This window comes from Mycobacterium sp. HM-7 (genome assembly GCF_053852335.1).
This window is the reverse complement of record NZ_CM132657.1, coordinates 2,744,210-2,762,859: the sequence shown is the minus strand read 5'-3', so window position 1 is coordinate 2,762,859 and position 18,650 is coordinate 2,744,210. Positions and strand designations below refer to the sequence as shown.

The window sequence follows — 18,650 nt, the reverse complement described above, 5'->3', positions numbered from 1 at the left end:
GGAAATTCGATATCGGCTCAGCCGAAGAAGCCGCGGTGCTGCACCGCTCCGGCGGCCTCGAAGGCCGTCGTCATCTGACACGCGTCGCAGGTCGCCGCGTAACCGCACTCCGGGCACGGCTCGACCTCGTCGGCCTCCCGACGGGCCTTGCGCTCGGCCAGCAGCCGTTCGGTGGCGGCCAGCGCCTCGGCTTCCTCGGCCTCTTCCCGCTTGCGGCGCGGCGACTTGGACGGCCACCAGTTGGCGTCACCGAGCAGTGCCGCCATCGCCGGCACGGTCACCGTGCGGACGATGAAGGTGTCCAGCAGCAGGCCGACACCGATGATGAAACCGAGCTGCACTGCGCCCAGGATGCTGCTGACCGTCATTGCGAGCATCGACGCCGCGAAGATCAGGCCGGCTGAGGTGATGACGCCGCCGGTCGCGGCGACCGTCTTCACGATCGCCGAGCGCACGCCCCATTTCGCTTCGTCACGTATTCGGGATATCAGCAGCAGGTTGTAGTCGGCGCCGACCGCCACCAACACCAGGAAGGCGATACCCGGCACACTCCAGGAGATGTCGTAGCCCAAGATGAACTGGAAGAACACCACCCCGATGCCCAGCGCCGAGCCGTACGACAGCACCACCGACAGCACCAGGTACAGCGGCGCCACGACGGACCTGAGCAGCTGCACCAGGATGAGGAACACCACGATCAGCGTCACGATGACGATGTACTGGATGTCGCTGTTGTAGTAGTCGCGTATGTCGCGGTTCACCGCGGACAGACCGACCATCGACACCTTCGCATCGGACAGCGTCGTGTTGGGCAGCGCCGTCTGGGCCGCCTTGACGATCGCGTTGGTCTGGTCCATGGCTTCCGTGCCGAACGGGTTCAGCGCGGTCTGCACCAGGTAGCGCACCGTGTGGCCGTCCGGGGAGACGAACAGCGTCGCAGCCTTCTCGAACTCGTTCCGGGTCAGAATCTCGGGTGGCACATAGAAACCGGCCATCTGCGGGGTGTTGGCGTCGCGCCGCATACCGAGCAGGAACGACGATGCCTGGTTCAGGCCGCCGCCCATCCCCCGGACCTGGTCGACCAGCAGCTTCACGCCGTCGGCGAGCTGCTTGCTCGAATCGGCCAGCAGGTTGACGCCGTCCACCGCCTGCTGCAGGCGCCGCTCGAGGTCCGCGGTGTCGTACAGGCGCAGTTGCTTGAGCAGGCTGGTGATGCCCTCGATGTTGGTGCCCATCCCGCGCACCTTGTCGTCCATACCGGGGTCGCTCTTGTACTGCTGCAGCATGTGGCCGAGGTTGATGACCTTCTGCACAGTCTCGGGATCGTTGCCCTCGTTGACGTTCTGCAGACCGATCTTCAGGTCGTTGCACGCCGGGTAGTAGTTGCAGAACGGCGTCGCGTTCAGCGTCTCGAGCGCTTTTCCGGACCACTTGTAGACGTCACCGACCCGAACCAATTGCCCGCCCACGGCGTCGCCGAGCGACGTCATCTGCGACACCATCTTGGCCGACTTGTCCAGATCGTCCAGTGTCTTGGAGCCGCCGTACTGCTTCTGCAGCGCGGACATCTGGGTGAGCATGGACCGGACCGGGCCGATGGAGCCGAGCACCTGCGTGCGGATCTGGTTCAACGCGTCTGCGAGCTGGTACTCGCCATCGACCAGCTTCTGCAGCAGGGCGTCGTTGCCGTTGATGAGGTTCGAGGCGTCCTTGAGCTTGCTGCCGACCTCACCGGCCTGATACGTGGCCTTGGCCTGTTCCAGGACGTCACCGGTGGGACGTGTGATGCCGCGGACCGCGTCGATGTGCGGCAGCTGGGCGACGCGTTGCGCCATCTGTTCCATGTCGGCGAGCGACTTCGGGGCACGAAGGTCGCGCGGCGACTGGATCAGGATGAACTGCTGCATCGTGGTGCTGACCGGGAAGTGCTTGTTCAGCGCTTCGTACGCGATGTTGCTGGCCGCGTCGGGGTCGAGGTCTTTGCGGTTGTCGTAGTTGTAGCGAACCATCGTCGCGCAGCCCGCAAGCGCCAGCAGCACCGCGAGGCTGCCTGCCAGGTGCGTCACCGGGCGGCGCACGATGTTGACGCCCGAACGGCGCCAGAACCGGCCCGTCATGTCCTTGCGCGGCTTGATCCAGCCGCGTCGTCCGACCAGGACGATCAGGGCGGGCAGCATCGTCACCGACGCAAAGAACCCCACCAGCACGGTCACCGACAGCGCCGGCCCGATGGTGGCAAACACGCCCAGGGTGGCGAATGACAGCGCCAGGAACGTGATGGCGACAGTGCCGGCCGAGCCGGCGATGACTTCGCCGATCGAGGTGAGCGCAGAAATCAGCGCTTGATCGCTGGCAACGCCCTGCCGGATGTACTCCTGATATCGGCTGAACAGAAATATGGCGTAGTCGGTCCCCGCGCCCAGCATCATGCCGGTCATCAGCACCAGGGTCTGTGGCCCGACCGCGAGCCCCAACAAACCCAGGCCGGCCACGAGCTGTTGCGCCACGATCAGCGAGACGCCGATGGTGACAAGAGGCAACAGCATCGCGATCAGACTGCGGTACACGATCATCAGGATCGAGAACACCAGGATGCCGGTGGCCGCTTCGATCATGTGCTGATCGCGGGCGCCGATGTCGTTGATGTCCTGGAACGTGGCCGACGCGCCCACGATGTTCAACGTCAGATCGCTGCCCTTGACCACCTCTTGGACGGTCTTCTGGGCGTTGCGGTACGCCAGCTGGCCCGGCCCGGTGCCCATGCTGCCGACAAGGCTGACGGGTAGCTGGACCGCTTTCCCGTCCTTGCTGGCCATCACCTGGCGCAGCTCGGGAATGTGGATGAAGTCCTGCGTGGACTTGACGTTGGTCTTGTCGGCGTTCAGTTTGTCGACGAGGCGGCGGTAGATCTCTTCGTCGGCCTTGCTGAAGCCCTTGTCGTTGGTCAGCAGGACGACCGCGATGTTGCCGGCATCGGCTTCGCGGAACGCGTTCTTCATCGCGTTGCTGGCGATCAGCGTCGACGCATCGTCCGGCAGGAAGGGCGGTGGGCGCCGGCTGGCAACGTCGACCAACGTCGGAAGCGCGAGAAACAGGACGACCGCCACACCGACCCAGGTCGCCAAAACCATGACGGGGCGCCGCACCACGAACTTGCCGAGTGCGGCGAAACCCGCATGTGCCAAAGCACCGCTTGGCCTGGCACGTTTCAGCATCCCCGACAGGCTACACGCCGCAAACCGATCTGATGCACCGACCGGCACCACAATATCCGTGCCGTCAAAGAGCCGCAGATCTGTCGCCATGCTGTAATCGGGTGTGCCAGTGATGAAGTCACCCAACCCCCTCTGCACCCCCGGGCGCCGCACCTTCCCGTTGCCATCGGTGCCCCAGCAATGCGGAGATCAGCGGCAGACCGATATGCTTGACGTCCTGTGAAGTTTGCTATCGCGATCCACGGCACGCGTGGAGACATTGAGCCCAGCGGCGCCGTGGCCCGAGAATTGCTGCGCCGCGGCCACGAAGTGCGGATGGCCGTGCCCCCGAATCTGGTGTCATTCGTCGCTTCGGCCGGTCTTCCGGAGCCCGCCAGCTACGGCGTCGATTCTCAGCAGCAACTGGATGCGGACATCTTTCGCGACCACCTGAGCCTCAAGAACCCCGTGAGCGTGGTCCGCGAACTCAGGGACTACATGACGCAGGGCTGGCAGGAGATGAGCGCCACCCTGACCGAGGTCGCCGCCGGCGCGGATCTGCTCCTTGCCGGCACCACCTATCAAGAGGTGGCGGCCAACGTCGCCGAGTATTACGACATCCCGTTGGCGGCGCTGCACTACTTCCCGTTCCGCCCCAACAGCCTGGTGCTGCCGGTACCGCTGCCGCTGCCGCTCATCCGCCGCGGCTTCGCGGTCGGCGAATGGTTCCACTGGCGCATGCTGAAGGAAGCCGAGGACATCCAGCGACGCGCCCTTGGGCTGCCATCTGCCGACGTACGGGCGGTCCGCCGGATGGAGGACCGTGGCGCACTGGAAATCCAGGCGTACGACGAGGTGCTGTTCCCCGGGCTGGCGGCCGAATACGGCGACGCCAAGCCATTGGTCGGGTCCATGTCGATGGAGCTGCAGACCGCCACCGACGCCGACGTGATGGCGTGGATCGCGAACGGCAAGCCGCCCATCTATTTCGGCTTCGGCAGCATGCCGGTGGACTCCCCCGCCGAGGCCGTCGCGATGATCGACGCGGTGTGCGCCGAACTCGGCGAGCGGGCGCTGATCAGCTCGGGCGTCTGGGACCTGCCGGACACCCCGCTGGGCGACCACGTGAAGCTGGTCGGTGCGGTCAACCACGCCGCAGTGTTCCCGCTGTGCCGGGCCCTGGTCCACCACGGCGGCGCCGGCACCACCGCGGCGGGGCTGCGCGCCGGTGTACCCACGGTGGTGCTGTGGGTCAGTGCCGATCAGCCGGTGTGGGCCGGACAGGTCAAGAAGCTGGGGCTCGGGGCGTCACGCCGCTTTTCGAAGACCACACCGGCATCGCTCAAGGCCGCGCTGCGCACCGCGCTGCAGCCGGAGTGCGCCGCACGGGTGCGGGCCGCGGCCGCGCGCATGACGAAGCCCGCGGACAGCGTCGCACGCACCGCGGACCTGTTGGAGAAGGCCGCCCAGGCCCGTTAGAAGCCTGGGCGGAAACGCCCGTCAGTAGATGACGAGCGGCGTGAGGTCGAATTCCTCGAGCGTCTCCTGAACGAGCTCGCGGAGCATGGCCCGGGTGTTCTCGGTGCCCACCTGGTAGCCGACGATGCCGAGGTTGACCCGGCCGTTGTACCGGCCGGACGCCACCACGAGGAGGCCGCCGGGCCGCTCGATGTCGGCCCGTTTGACCTTCTGCTCGACGCCCCAGCAGTTCAGGAACGTCGCCTGGTTGACCCCGTCGGGGCGGCACATCAGGTCCGGCAGTTCGGCGAAGTTCGAGCACGTCACCGGCATGTCACCGAGCACCAGATCAGCCGTCTTGTTGACCGCGCGCAGCGGGATGAACGGTGTCAGCGGCAGCAGGACGAACGACTCGTCCGGCTGCTCCTTGGCGGTGGAGAGCGACGTACGCAGCGCGCCACGCAGATCGGTCAGGTCCTTGGCCACGTGCGTCGGATCGACGGTGAGGTTGGCGAACGCCATGGCGTTGGCGCGGGTGTCCTCCATGGAGGTCCGGTCGTTGACCGCGACCATGAGGGCGATGTTGTTGTCGTGCTTGCGGTGCCGCTCCATCCGTACCCCCAGGCGGGCGGCGAACGCCGCGGCCAGCGAGTAGGTGTTGCCGCCGAGAGTCGCGCACTTGGCATCCCACTGCTCGACATCGATGTGGGTGCCGGCGAACGGCAGCAGGACGTATTCCTCGGGGTTGGCGGCCGTCACCGACGGCCGGGTGGCACCCGAATCGGAGAGTTCGTGGCGCCTGCGGTGGAGCATCTTCGCGGCGGCCACCACGGTGCGCCGCACCTCGGGCCAATCGCGCCGGGCCTGGCGCAGATCCGCGCGCAGACCCTGCCAGCGCGTGCGGGTCCCCGGCTGGGCGTAGCCCAGATCGCGGGCCTGACCGAGCACCGACTCCATGATCGCGGCGACCGCCCCGGTGCCGTCGATCAGGCAGTGCGACAACGCCAGCGCGACGCCCGTCGAACCGTCGCTGAACTTCTGGACACCCAGGTGCCAGCCGGGACCGTGCTCCGGATCGATCGGGATCTGCGAGCGTTCCTCGAGCCAGTCGGTCAGTTCCGAACGCGGACGGGCGGTTTCGACGACATCGAGCGGGCGCTCGACGGCCGGTGCGGCCACCCAGCGGGCCCGGCCGAACGGCAGTGGCGAGCGCTCGATGCGCCGCGCCGCCAGACTCCGGCCGAAGTTCTCGTGGAAACGGCGCAGGCCGTCGAGGTCGACGGGCCCTTCGTAGAACCACAGCGCCAGCATGACCTGCACCCGGCCACTGGCCCGGTACGACAGGAAGGTCGCCTCGTCCATGTAGTCCAGACGGTCCTGCGGACGGTCCAGCTCCTGTGGCAGCTTGCCGAACCGGCCGCGGCCGGTTCTCTTCGACCGGGTATCAGTGGACAAAATGGACCTGGCCCTTCGCTTCGGTTATTCGGTTGTCGAACTTGGGATTACGCGGATTATTCGTAGACCGCGGACAGGCCGAACTCGGCCAGCGTCTCTTCCACGTACGCGCGGAGCGTAGCCTTCGTATTCTCGGCGCCCGGCTGGTAGCCGATGACCGCCATCGAAACCCGCCCGATCATCTGCATGGAGATGACGGTCAGAATGCCGTTGCGGTGCTCCAGCACCCCACGTGGAACCTGGCCATCGACACCGCGTGCCATCACGTACTCGGCCGGCGTTCCGTCAACACGTGCCAGATCATCCGGCAGCACCCCGAGGTTCGAGCAGAACACCGGAAGTTCACCGAACCCGACCGCGATCTCGGCGGCCTGCGTGACCGCTCGCTTGGGGATGAACGGCGTCAGCGGCAGGAGCTCCAACTTCTCGTCGGGCTCTTCGCGCATCTTGCGCAGCGCTTCCTTGATGATCGCCCGCGTTTCCGTCAGGTCCTCGGCCACGCCCTTCGGGTTGACCCGGGCATCACCGATCAGCACGGCGTTGGCGCGGGTGTCCTCGAGTGTGCGGTCGTTGATCGGCACGACCAACGGCACCACGCCTTCTGCCTCGCTGAACCGGCCCATCCGCTCGGACAACCGGGCGGCGAACCCGGCGATCAGCGCGTAGCTGTTTCCGCCGAGCGCTTTGGCCCGGGCATCGAATTCGGCAGCGTCGATGAACGCGAAGATCGCCGGTACCACCAGGTTTTCGTTGGCGGTGGCCGAATCCAGATGGGCCGCCGCCGACTTTCCGGAGCGCCGCAGCTCGCTGCGTTTCTGGTAGGCCTGCTTCGCCGCCGACTTGATCGAACGGCCGAGTTCCGGCAGGTCACGGAAGGTCTGGCGCAGGTCGGCACCGACGGCCCCCCACCGAGACCGGGAGTGCGGCTGCGGCAGACCGAGGTCCCGCCGCTGGCCCGTCACCGACTCGAAGACCGTCAACATGGCGCCGCCGCCGTCGGCGATGCAGTGCGAACCGACCAAGCTGACCACGGTGGCACCGTCGTCGAGCGGTTGCACGCCCATGTGCCAGGTCGGACCGAACTCGGGGTCGACCGGGATCTGGGCGTGCTCGTCCAGGAAGTCGCCCAGTTCCGAACGGGGACGCACGGTCTCATACATCCGGATCGGCGCCGGCGGCCCGAGTGCCGACACCCAGCGGTGCCGGCCCCACGGCAGGACCGACGGCTCGATCTGGCGTCCGCCGAGACCGTGACCGAAGTTGTAGTGGAAGCGGCGCAGTCCGTCCATGTCCACCGGGTGCTCGTAAACCCAGCCGAACTGCATGACCGCGGCCTGACCGGTGGCCCGCAGGCCCAGGAACATCGCCTGATCGACATAGTCGAGCACACGGCCTTCGTCGTCGCTGCCCGCAGCCAGCCAGCGGCGCAACAAAGGCACACGCGACGGACGCGTGGAGGTCGTCACAACTCAGCCCTTCACAGCTCGAATCAGTTCGCTGCGGCATCCGTTGTGGCGCAAGGCGTCTGAGCGCCCCGCACCAGAACCGCCGTCGGCGACGCGCAGATACACGGCACGCATCGCGTGCAGGTACTTGTCCACCGATTCGCGGGCGATCGGGTTGTCCGGGTAGGCGATCGTGACCGAGGTTTCCTTCTCGGAACGGTTCACCCAGATGCCGATCTGGTACGCCGAGCGGGCATCGCTGTAGACGCGGCCGTTCAAGCGTTCCCACTCGTTCATGATCGCCGGCGACAGCGGCGGCAGGTTCGTATCGAGATACGACACCATCGGCACGCCCGGGTCCGCCTTGCGGATCGAGGCCACCTTGCCCTCGGCCAGTTCCAGCACCCGCTCGAACGGGACATGCGCGAGATCCATGCCGGCGTCGAACGCCTTCTGCATGGCGCGGGCGGTGTCGCCGAACGACTCCGGCACCACCGGGACACTGATCGGCACGACGCCGGTGAACCAGCCCGTCGTCATGAACTCGGCCGGAGTGCGGCGCGTCGTGGTCGGGGTGATGACGTTGTAGATCGGCCGGCCCGTCAGCTCGTGCTCGGCGAGCGCCGCGCACGCGATGACGCCACCGATCACGCGGGCGCCCGCGGACAGGCAAACCGACTCGAACCGCTCCGACTGGTGCTTGTCCATCAGGCGGACGGTGAGCATCTCACCGCCGCACGGCACCGACGGGTCGCCGAGCGGCAGCGGGAAGCACGGCAGGGTGCCGTCGTTGGCCTCGGCGAACTTGATCCAGTCCTTGACCTCCGGCGACTCCAGCGTCAGCGCCCCGGTGAACTCGGCCTGCTTGACGCAGTAGTCGTCGTAGCTGCCGGCGTCGGCGAGCGGGATCGGCGGGGCACCGCTGACCAGGGCCGCGTACATGAGGTGGATCTCGACCAGCACCAGTCCCATCAGCAGCGCATCGGTGTGCACGTGGTCGATGCTGAAGTAGAAGGTGAAGTGGTCGTCGCGCTGGATGATGCCGAAGTGGAAGCAGTCCCACTGCAGCGGATCGGGCGTCGCGAGCACGTGGTCGCGCCACTGCTGGGCGTTCATCTCGCCGTGCTCGGTGGCCACCAGCTTGATGTCGCGCGGGCTCTTCGCCGTCCGGCGGACGACCACGTCGTCCTCCGACAGCTCGAACCAGCTGTGGAACGTGTCGTGCCGGCGGACGTACGCGTTGATGACGTGTGTCATCGCCCGGACGTCGCACTTACCCGGCATGTCCCACGCCGCGATGTTCAACCGGGCCATGTCCGTGCCGTTGCGCTCGTGCGAACGGAAGGCGCGGATGTGCTGGCTCTGCTGGTAGCTCACCGGCACCGGGCTGACCGGCGCGTTGCGCAGCTTGGTGAGCGACGCAGCTGAAGGGTTCCAGGAAGTCAGAACACCCGAGGAACCCATCCAGTCATGGATGGTCCTAATCGCAACCATGTTCACTCTCCTGTGCTTCGGTGAATTCAGCGCGCGGCTTCTGTGACGCCCTACCCTGACCCGTCATGTCGAAATCGCCGTCGAAATCGCCTCCCCCAGGCGTTCTGCCAATGCGCGAACATTCGTGATGTCCGAGGAACCGATCCGGACTCCCGTCTCGGCCTCGATACGTGTCCGCAGTTCCAGCGCCCCGAGCGAATCGAGGCCGTACTCGGCCAACGGACGGTCGGGATCGACAGATCGCCTAAGTATCATAGACATAGCGTCGGTGATCAGGCGCCTCAGCCGAGCCGGCCGCTCCTCCTCCGACAGGGCGTGGAACTCCGCGAGGAATTCGCTGGTACCCGCACCGCCGCGCCCGATGTTGGCAAACGACTCCGCAAACTTGCTGGTCTGGGCGAAAGCGACCAGCCAGTCCGCCCCGGCCACCGGCGCGTAGCCGGCGTAGGCGCGGTCGTGACGGATGATCGCGTCGAACGCGTACGCGCCGTCCTCCGGATCGATCGCCATCGTCTCGTCGGCCGCCATGCCCTGCCCGGCGCCGATCTTGGCCCAGGCACCCCAGGCAATGGCCGTCGCCGGCAGGCCCTGCGCGCGGCGCCACTGGGTGAACGCGTCCAGCCAGCTGTTCGCCGCGGCGTAGGCGCCCTGTCCGGGTGAGCCCACCATGGCGGCGGCCGACGAGAACGAGCAGAACCAGTCCAGCTCGGACCCGGCCGTCGCCTCGTGCAGGTACCAAGCGCCGTACACCTTCGGCGCCCAGTCGCGCTCGATCAGCTCGTCGGTGATGTTCGGCAACGTCGCGTCCTCGACCACCGCGGCGCCGTGCAGCACGCCGCGCAGCGGTTTGCCGGTCGACTCCGCAGCGGCGACGAGGCGCGCGGCGGTGTCGGCGGCAGCAATGTCACCGAGCACCACCTCGACCTCGGCACCCTTGCTCCGGACGGCCTCGATGGCCTTCGCCGTCGCGGCACTCGGCTCCGAACGCGCGTTGAGCACGATGCGTCCGCAACCACCGGCGGCCAGTTTCTCGGCCAGGAACAGGCCGAGGCCGCTCAGGCCACCGGTGACGATGTAGGAGCCGTCGGCCCGGTACACCGGCGCGTGTTCCGGCGACAGCACCGCCTGGAACTCCCCGGTGTGCGGGATGTCGAGCACGAGCTTGCCGGTGTGGCCGGCCGCACCCATCACGCGGATGGCGGTGGCGGCGTCGCTCAGCGGGTAGTGCGTGGTGTCCGGCACCGGCAGCACGCCGTCGGCGATCTGCCCGAAGATCGTCTCCAGCATGCCGCGCGTGACGTCGGGGTTGGTCAACGTCAGCAACGCCAGATCCAGCGCGTAGAACGACAGGTTGCGGCGGAACGGGAACAGGCCCATCCGGGTGTCGCCGTAGATGTCGCGCTTGCCGATCTCGACGAACCGGCCGCCGAACGTCAGCAGGTCGACACCGGCCTTCTGTGCCGCGCCGGGCAGCGAGTTCAGCACGACGTCGACGCCGTAGCCGTCGGTGTCGCGGCGGATCTCCTCGGCGAAAGCCGTGCTGCGGGAATCGTAGACGTGCTGGATTCCCCAGCTGCGCAACAGGTTTCGACGATCGTCACTACCGGCGGTGGCGTAGATCTCGGCGCCCGCGGCCCGCGCGATGGCGATGGCGGCCTGTCCCACACCACCGGTGGCGGAGTGGATCAGCACCTTGTCGCCGGCCTGGATGCGGGCCAGGTTGTGCAGTCCGTACCAGGCGGTGGCGTGCGCGCTGGGCACGGCCGCCGCGCTGCCCTCGGGCAGGTCGTCCGGAATCTTCACGGCCAGGTTGGCATCGCAGGTGACGAACGTCTTCCAGGCACCGGTCAACGAGATGCCCGCCACCCGGTCGCCGATCTGATGATCGCCGACACCCGGGCCGACGGCGGTGACCACACCGGCGAAGTCCGCGCCCGGCTGTGGCAGCCGGCCCTCGAAGCTCGGGTAGCGGCCGTACGCGACCAGCACGTCGGCGAAATTGAGGTTCGACGCCGCGACCGACACCTCGATCTGGCCGGGTCCCGGAGCGACGCGCTCGTATGCGGCCAGTTCCGCCGATGACAGGTCACCGGGGGTCCTGATCTGCAGCTGGACGCCGTCGGTCTCGGGCCGCACGACGGTGGTGCGACGTTCCTCGGGCTGCAGCTGGCTCAGGTTCAGGCGCGCGTTGAACCACTCGCCCGACCGCCACGCCGTCTCGTCCTCTTCGGAGCCGGACAGCAGTTCCGCGGCGACGTGTGCCACGTCGGCCTGCACGTCGAGATCGATCTGCGTCGGCCGCATCGCCGGGTACTCCATGCCGATGGCCCGCATGAAGCCGCGGATGCCGCCCTGTTCCAGGTTGGCCACATCAGCGGACAGCACGGTGCGGGCACCCCGGGTGAGCACGTACAGCCGCGCGGGCTGACCCGGCACGTCCGGCAGGCCCCGCACGATGTGGACCAGCTGCTCGACCTGTGTCACGCCGCGCTGCGCGGTCGCCGCCGAGGCAGAAGCCGCCGGCCCCTCCGACGCACCCGTGACAACGACGACGCCCTTGAACGGCTTGGCCGTCAGCGTGGCCTGCAGCGCCTCGAGGTTCGACGCATGGTCGGCGTCGGCCGGCCACGCCATGGTGGAGACGTCGGCCTCGTCGGACTGCAGGACCTCGGACAGCTTCTCGGTCAGTCCGTCGGCGTCCGCCGCGGCCGAGATCAGCAGCCAGCGGCCCGGATCCACCACATTGGCGACGGGCGCGTCCTGGCTACGCCATTCGATGTTCAGCAGGCGCTCGTTGAGCAACCGCTCCCGCTGGCCCTCCTCGGACACCCCGGTGCCGAGACGCAGCCCGCTCACGGCGAGCAGCACCGCGCCGTGCTCGTCGAGCACGTCGATATCGGCTTCGACCGCAGTCGGCGAGAGGCTGACCAGCTTGACGTAGCAGTAGTGCGCGTTGCGGGTCGACTCGTAGGCCCGCAGCTTGCCCACACCCAGCGGCAGCATCAGCGCGCCGGTGGTGTCGCCGTGCAGATCGGGATGCGCGGCCACGGCCTGGAAGCAGGCGTCGAGCAACGCCGGGTGCACGGTGTAGGCACTCTGCTGCGAGCGGATGGCACCGGGCAGCGCGACCGCGGCGAGCACCGTGGTGCCCGCGGTCGTGTGGGCCGCCGTCAGACCGGAGAAGGCCGGGCCGTACTGGATGCCGCGCTCGGCGAACCAGGTGCGCAGGTCGCCACCGTCGACGTCGTCGGTGTGTGCGGCGACCAACTTGGCCAGGTTGTACGCCGGGCGGGCCGCATCGTCGTCGATGGCGTGCAGCGTCGCAGCGGCACGGCGCACCTGCTCGCCGTCCTGGTAGGTCTCGACAAGGAAGTCGATGTCACCGGACGGAACCGCGGTGGCCACCGCCGACACGGCGGTCTCCTCCTCGAGCAGGAGCATCGCCTCGAAGGACACGTTGCGGACCTCGGAAGCCTCGCCCAGCACCTCGCGGGCCGCGCCGAGCGCCATCTCGCAGTACGCGGCGCCCGGCAGTGCCGCGACGTTGTGGACCTGGTGGTCCCCCAGCCAGGGCTGCAGACCCGTGCCCACATCGGACTGCCAGACGTGCCGCTCGGGCTCCTCGGGGAGCCGGACGTGCGCGCCGAGCAGCGGGTGCACCGCCAGCGAGGCACCGCCGGGGGCCTGCTCGTGCGGATCCCGCGTGAGGATCAGATGGCTGCGGGTCCACGTCGGCAACGGCACGTCGACGAGTACGCCGTCGGGGTACATCGCCGAGAAGTCGATGGCGGCGCCGGCCGTGTGCAGGTCGGCGACGACCTCACGCAGACCGTTCGGCACATCCTGTTCACGACGCATCGCAGCCAGGGCGGCGATGCCGATGTCCTGGCTCGCGGCGTTTTGGTTGACCGCGTGCACCAGCAGCGGGTGCGGGGCCAGCTCGATGAACACCCGGAAACCGTCGTCGAGCGCGGCCTGCACGGCGGCACCGAAGCGCACGGTGTGGCGCAGGTTGTCCACCCAGTAGTCGGCGTCGTAGTCCGCGGGGTCGCGCGGGTCGTACTGCGTCGCCGAGTAGTACGGCACGGTCGGCTCGTCGGGCTCGAGGTCCTCGAGGGCGTCGGCCAGCTCGTCCAGGATCGGGTCGACCTGCGGCGTGTGCGACGCGACGTCGACGGCCACCTCGCGGGCCATGACACCACGCTCGTCCCATTCCTTGACCAGAGTGCGGATGGCGTCCTTGTCGCCGCCGACGACGGTCGACTGCGGCGAGGCGACGACCGCCAGCACGACGTCGCTGACGCCGCGGGCGCCGAGCTCGGAGAGCACCTGCTGGGCGGGCAGCTCGACCGAGGCCATGGCACCCGAGCCGGACACCTTGAGCATCAGGTTCGATCGGCGGCAGATGACCTTGACACCGTCGGCCAGCGACAGTGCGCCCGAGACGACGGCGGCGGCCGACTCACCCATCGAGTGTCCGATGACCGCGCCGGGCTGCACGCCGTACGACCGCAGGGTCGCGGCGAGCGCCACCTGGATGGCGAACACGGCGGGCTGGATGCGGTCGATGCCGGTGACGGTCTCGGCGGCGGTGATGGCCTCGGTGATCGAGAAACCCGACTCCGCCTCGATGAGCGGTTCGATCTCGGCGATGGCGGCCGCGAACGCGGGTTCGGCGGCCAGCAGGCCGGCGCCCATGGCCGCCCACTGCGAACCCTGGCCCGAGAACACCCACACCGGGCCACGGTCACCCTTGCCCGCGGCAGCCTGGTACGGGGTTTCGCTGTCGGCGACGTCGCGCAGCGCCTGGATCAGGCTCGCGGCGTCCTCGGCGAGGACCGCGGCGCGGACCGGGCGGTGCGCGCGGCGACGCGACAGCGTGTAAGCGGTGTCGGCCAGGTCGAGGGCCTCGCCCTGGGCGACGGCCCAGTCGGCGAGCTTGCCCGCGGTGCGGCGCAGTTCCTCGGCAGAGGTCGAGGACACCGGGAACAGGAGTTTGCCATTACCGGCCAGGCTCCCCCGGCCTTCGGACTCGACGACGCGCGGCGACGATTCCGCCGGCGCCTGCTCGACGACGGCGTGGACGTTGGTGCCGGACAGCCCGTACGCGGACACCGCGGCGCGCCGCGGGTGGTCGGCGGTCGCCGGCCACGGCACCAGGTCCGTCGGGACGAACAGCCCGGTGGTGATGGCCGCCATCTCGGCGGGCATCTCGTTGAAGTAGAGGTTCTTCGGCACGACGCCGTGCTGCAGGGCCAGCACGGTCTTCATCAGGCCGACGGCGCCCGACGCTGACTGCGCGTGCCCGACGTTGGTCTTGACCGAGCCGAGCACGACCGGCCCTTGGTTGCCGTAAACCGTTGCCAGACTTGAGTATTCGATCGGATCGCCGACCGGCGTGCCGGTGCCGTGCGCCTCGACGTAGCCCACGGTTGCGGGATCGATGGCGGCCAGGTCCAGGGCGCGGCGGTAGACGGCGACCTGGGCGTCGGCCCCCGGGGTCGCGATGTTGACCGTGTGGCCGTCCTGGTTGCTCGCGGTACCGCGGATGACCGCGAGGATGCGGTCGCCGTCGCGCTGCGCGTCGTCCAGGCGCTTCATCATGAACATGACCGACGCCTCGGCGGACACGAAGCCGTCGGCGGCGACGTCGAACGCGTGGCAGTGGCCGGTCGGCGACAGCATGCCCTGGGCCGAACCCGAGGACATCTTGCGCGGCTCCAGCATGATCGACACGCCACCGGCGAGGGCGGCGTCGCTCTCCCCGTCGTGCAGGCTGCGGCACGCGTTGTGGATGGCGAGCAGGCTCGACGAGCAGGCCGAGTCGACCGTGTACGACGGGCCGTGCGCACCCAGGTGGTACGAGACGCGGCCCGAGGCGAGGCTGAAGTTGTTTCCGGTGAAGCCGTACGGGCCCTCGATGGCGTGGGCGTCGGCGGCCAGCAGCTGGTAGTCGCCGTGGGTCATACCCACGAACACCCCGGTGAGCGAGCCGGCCAGGGCGGCCGGATCGATGCCCGCGTGCTCCACGGCCTCCCAAGAGGTTTCGAGGATCAGGCGGTGCTGCGGATCGATCGCGGTGGCTTCGCGGTCACTGATGTTGAAGAAGTCGGCGTCGAAGCCGGCCACGTCATCGAGGAAGCCGCCCCACTTGGATACCGACCGCCCGGGCACACCGGGCTCCGGGTCGTAGTACTCCTCGGCGTCCCACCGTTCCAGCGGAACTTTGGTAACCAGGTCGTCACCGCGCAGCAGGGCTTCCCACAGCTCGTCCGGCGAACTGATGCCGCCAGGAAGCCGGCATGCCATGCCGATGATCGCGACGGGTGTCGTCGGTGACCCACCCACTTAGCTACCGCCTCTCCGTGCAGTCCGGCCGAACCCCGACACGCTGTGCCGGGTGGCTTTGCAGACCGCGCTCAAAATCTCTGCGAAATCGTCTTTGCCGCTTTAAACAAACTGGCTCGAAATCCTACCGGGTCAAATTAACTGATCCGACGATTCGGGGCTACCCGTTTCGGCCGAATCGCTATCAGATGACCGTCAGCACCGGATATCCGCAGCACACTCGCTGCGGAAGGCCCAACCCGCCCGGCGCGCCGTTGCGCAGGGGTTTGGTTCGGAGCCTTTTCGAACCAGCCACGGGGCGGAAGCATAGCGGTCCGTAGCGAACATCGTTCACCCCAGCACCGCGCGCAGACGAGGGGTGCGACAGGGCAAATGTTTGCGCAAATATCGAAATTAGAAACAGAGCAACATTTCAAAAATCCGATATCCACTGGCTGTGGCCATAAAGCCGTATTTCCGGCAATGGTCGATACGCATGGTATGAAATACCTACTGTGACGAACTCCGCTCGATACGGGCAAAAAATCAACACGCCAGACATCTGCGCGTATTCGAAAGTCCGGTGCTGAGGGCGGTCCGCACCGTTTCCGATGCGGCCGCATATCTCGCGCGCGCAAACTCTGTCAGCCCGCAACAGGCGCCGGATCGGCGTAGGGAGAGCCGAACTCCGTCACCCGGCAGAAACCGTTGCTGCGGGCCTGCGCGACCCCGTGTCGCACCATTGCCGCGAGTGCCACGAAACCGGCCTGATCGGCAACCATCAGTGGCGTCAACAGGCGGTTGTGCACGAACCCGAAAGCCAGGCCCCGATCGGGGTCGGCCCACCCGAGCGACCCACCGAGACCGACGTGCCCGAAGCCCGGCATGATGCCCGGGAACGGCACGCCGTGATACCCCAGATTGAAATCCATCGGCAGACCGAGACCCAGGTCGGGAAATACGCTGCCGGTGCCCCGCAGCTGCGCCACGGTGCCCGCGGACAGGAAGCGCATACCGTCGATCTGGCCACCGTTGGCGATGGCGCCGTAGAGGCGGCCCAGCGATCGGGCCGTGGCCACCCCATTGGCGCCCGGCATCTCGGAGTCCAGCAACGGCGTGTCCCCCTGCGCCATGGAGCGCATGCCGGTGAAGTACATCGAGCCGAAGCCGCCCGAGAACGGCAACTTCGCCACGTGCGGCGCCACGGCGTCGAACAGCGGGTTGCGGATGCGGAACTGCGGGCCGATGATCTGCGCGGGCTGCGTGGGCGCATCGGCCGATGGACGCCCGAGGTGCAGACCGTCGATGCCGAGCGGCTCCGCCAGCTCGGTGCGGAACAGATCCCGCATGCTCTGCCCGGTCACCGCACGGGCCAGGCCGGACAACAACCAGCCATAGGTGATGGCGTGGTACGCCGGCCGACCCTTCATCCAGCTCATGGGCGCCGCGGCCAACCGCTGCTCCATGAGTCGATGGTCCATCAGCTCGTCGCGCGTGGCGCCGTTCAGCTGCGACAGCCCGGCGCGGTGCCGCATCAGCTCCCGCACCGTCACGCCGGCCTTGCCGTTGGCCGCGAAGGCGGGCCAGTAGTCGGCGACGGGCGCGTCGTAGGCGATCAGTCCCCGATCGGCCAGTCGGTGGATGACGGTCGAAGCCAGCCCCTTGGTCGCCGAGAACACCATGGCGCCGGTGTCCGCGTCCCACCGCCGCCTGCCCCAACGGTCGGCCCACCCCGTCCACACATCGACGACCGGAACGCCGTCGAGGTACACCGACAAGGCGCCGCCGCCGAGATAGCGGCTGGGGAACATGGCGGAGAAGGCCCGCACCACACTCGCGAAGTTCGGGTCAGCGGCACCGTGAACGCCCTGCGGGAGAGGCCCGCCGGCGGACCGGAGAGGCGCGACGTTGCGCTCCCGGCGAATTGCGTTGGTCATTACCAAATGATGACCTGCGCCTGCCGCGGATCATCTCCGACGTTATCAATCTGTTAGCTAAATAGTCTGGATACACAGGTTGCGAAGCAACGGTAAACCCATTTCAAGATCGCACTTACGCCGACGTAACACGTTGCGATGTCCACCGTCTACAACCGATTTCGCATGTCAGAACATATAACCGGCGAAATGCTCAGCTAGCCACCCACGGGCGGGAGCATTTTCCTTCGTACGTCGGGCCGGCCGCCGACCCCTCCCTAATTTGGTTTCGCCAGAGCCCAGCCCGAATACCCGCCGGGTCCGGTCTCGTTATTGCGCCGGCAAAATCCACCGGCAATCCCGGACCGAAACCCGGGCCGTCAGTTCGCGAGGTCGATGATGCGCTGTGCCGCCAGCGCGGGCGTCAGCTCGCCCTCGCGCACCTGACGTTCCACCTCGTCGCGATGCGCCTTGACGGCCGCGTTCGACAACACCCGGTCCAGCACGGTGTCGCGCACCATGGTCCAGGTCCAGTCGACCTGCTGGGCGCGCCGCCGTGCTTCGAATTCGCCTGCCGCACTGAGGGTTTCACGATGCTTGAGGACGGTGTCCCACATCGCGGCCAGACCGTCGCCGGTCAGCGCGCTCATGGTCAGTACGGGTGGCCGCCACAAGGTGTCGCGGGGGTAGATCAGCCGGATCGCGCCGGCGAGTTCGCGCGCCGCAGCCTTGGCCTCGATGGCGTGCTCACCGTCGGCCTTGTTGACCACGATGACGTCGGCAAGCTCCAGGACGCCCTTCTTGATCCCCTGCAATTGGTCGCCCGTGCGGGCCAGGGTCAGGAAGACGAACGTGTCCACCATGTTGGCGACAGTCACCTCGGACTGGCCGACGCCGACGGTCTCGACCAGCACCACGTCATAGCCGGCCGCTTCCAGCAGCACGATGGTCTCGCGGGTGGCCTTGGCCACCCCACCGAGCGTGCCCGACGTCGGCGACGGTCGGATGTACGCCTCCGGCTGCACCGCCAGCTGCGCCATGCGCGTCTTGTCGCCGAGGATCGAACCGCCGGTTCGGGTCGACGACGGGTCGACGGCCAGCACCGCGACGCGGTGTCCCCGCTCGATCAGGTGCATGCCGAGGGCTTCGATGGTGGTCGACTTCCCCACCCCGGGCACCCCGGTGATGCCGACGTGCAGCGCGCTGCCCGCTTCAGGAGTGAGTTCGAGCAGCAACTGCTGCGCGGCATCGCGATGATCGGACCGGGTGGACTCGACCAATGTGATGGCCCGCGACAGCGCCGCGCGATCGCCGGCCCGGATCTTGGCTGCGAGCTCGGGAACCGGCGTAATCAAGTCCGC

General features: G+C 67.9%; 8 protein-coding genes. 1 reads left to right on the top strand and 7 read right to left on the bottom strand.

All coding sequences use genetic code 11. The features are described 5' to 3' along the window. Positions 1 to 17: 17 nt before the first annotated feature. Entirely contained in the window at positions 18 to 3,215 is a 3,198-nt protein-coding gene (locus tag ACWW1C_RS13310; RefSeq protein ID WP_455983855.1) for an MMPL/RND family transporter, read from the bottom strand. A 219-nt stretch (positions 3,216 to 3,434) separates the two neighbouring features. Here ACWW1C_RS13310 and ACWW1C_RS13305 point away from each other — a divergent pair, with 219 nt between their 5' ends. After that, entirely contained in the window at positions 3,435 to 4,673 is a 1,239-nt protein-coding gene (locus ACWW1C_RS13305) for a glycosyltransferase (protein ID WP_455983854.1), read from the top strand. 21 nt (positions 4,674 to 4,694) lie between these two features. On the opposite strand, the gene ACWW1C_RS13300 is transcribed toward ACWW1C_RS13305, so the two are convergent. The 6 genes from ACWW1C_RS13300 to meaB form a co-directional block, all read right to left on the bottom strand. Continuing rightward, positions 4,695 to 6,107, bottom strand: a complete 1,413-nt coding sequence (locus ACWW1C_RS13300; RefSeq protein ID WP_455983853.1) for a hypothetical protein — start codon at positions 6,105 to 6,107, stop codon at positions 4,695 to 4,697. Between the two features lie 56 nt (positions 6,108 to 6,163). Next, entirely contained in the window at positions 6,164 to 7,573 is a 1,410-nt protein-coding gene (locus ACWW1C_RS13295; protein WP_455983852.1) for a hypothetical protein, read from the bottom strand. 3 nt (positions 7,574 to 7,576) lie between these two features. Next, entirely contained in the window at positions 7,577 to 9,046 is a 1,470-nt protein-coding gene (locus tag ACWW1C_RS13290; protein ID WP_455983851.1) for a condensation domain-containing protein, read from the bottom strand. Positions 9,047 to 9,109: 63 nt separating this feature from the next. Then, positions 9,110 to 15,355 carry a sulfolipid-1 biosynthesis phthioceranic/hydroxyphthioceranic acid synthase gene (gene pks2 / locus ACWW1C_RS13285; protein WP_455984270.1) on the bottom strand — a complete coding sequence of 2,082 codons (6,246 nt, stop codon included), beginning with the start codon at positions 15,353 to 15,355 and terminating at the stop codon, positions 9,110 to 9,112. A 662-nt stretch (positions 15,356 to 16,017) separates the two neighbouring features. Beyond that, positions 16,018 to 17,310, bottom strand: a complete 1,293-nt coding sequence (gene lipL / locus ACWW1C_RS13280) for an esterase/beta-lactamase LipL (protein ID WP_455983850.1) — start codon at positions 17,308 to 17,310, stop codon at positions 16,018 to 16,020. Positions 17,311 to 17,669: 359 nt separating this feature from the next. Continuing rightward, positions 17,670 to 18,644: a methylmalonyl Co-A mutase-associated GTPase MeaB gene (gene meaB, locus ACWW1C_RS13275; protein WP_455983849.1), complete on the bottom strand. Its 975-nt coding sequence runs from the start codon at positions 18,642 to 18,644 to the stop codon at positions 17,670 to 17,672. Positions 18,645 to 18,650 lie beyond the last annotated feature (6 nt).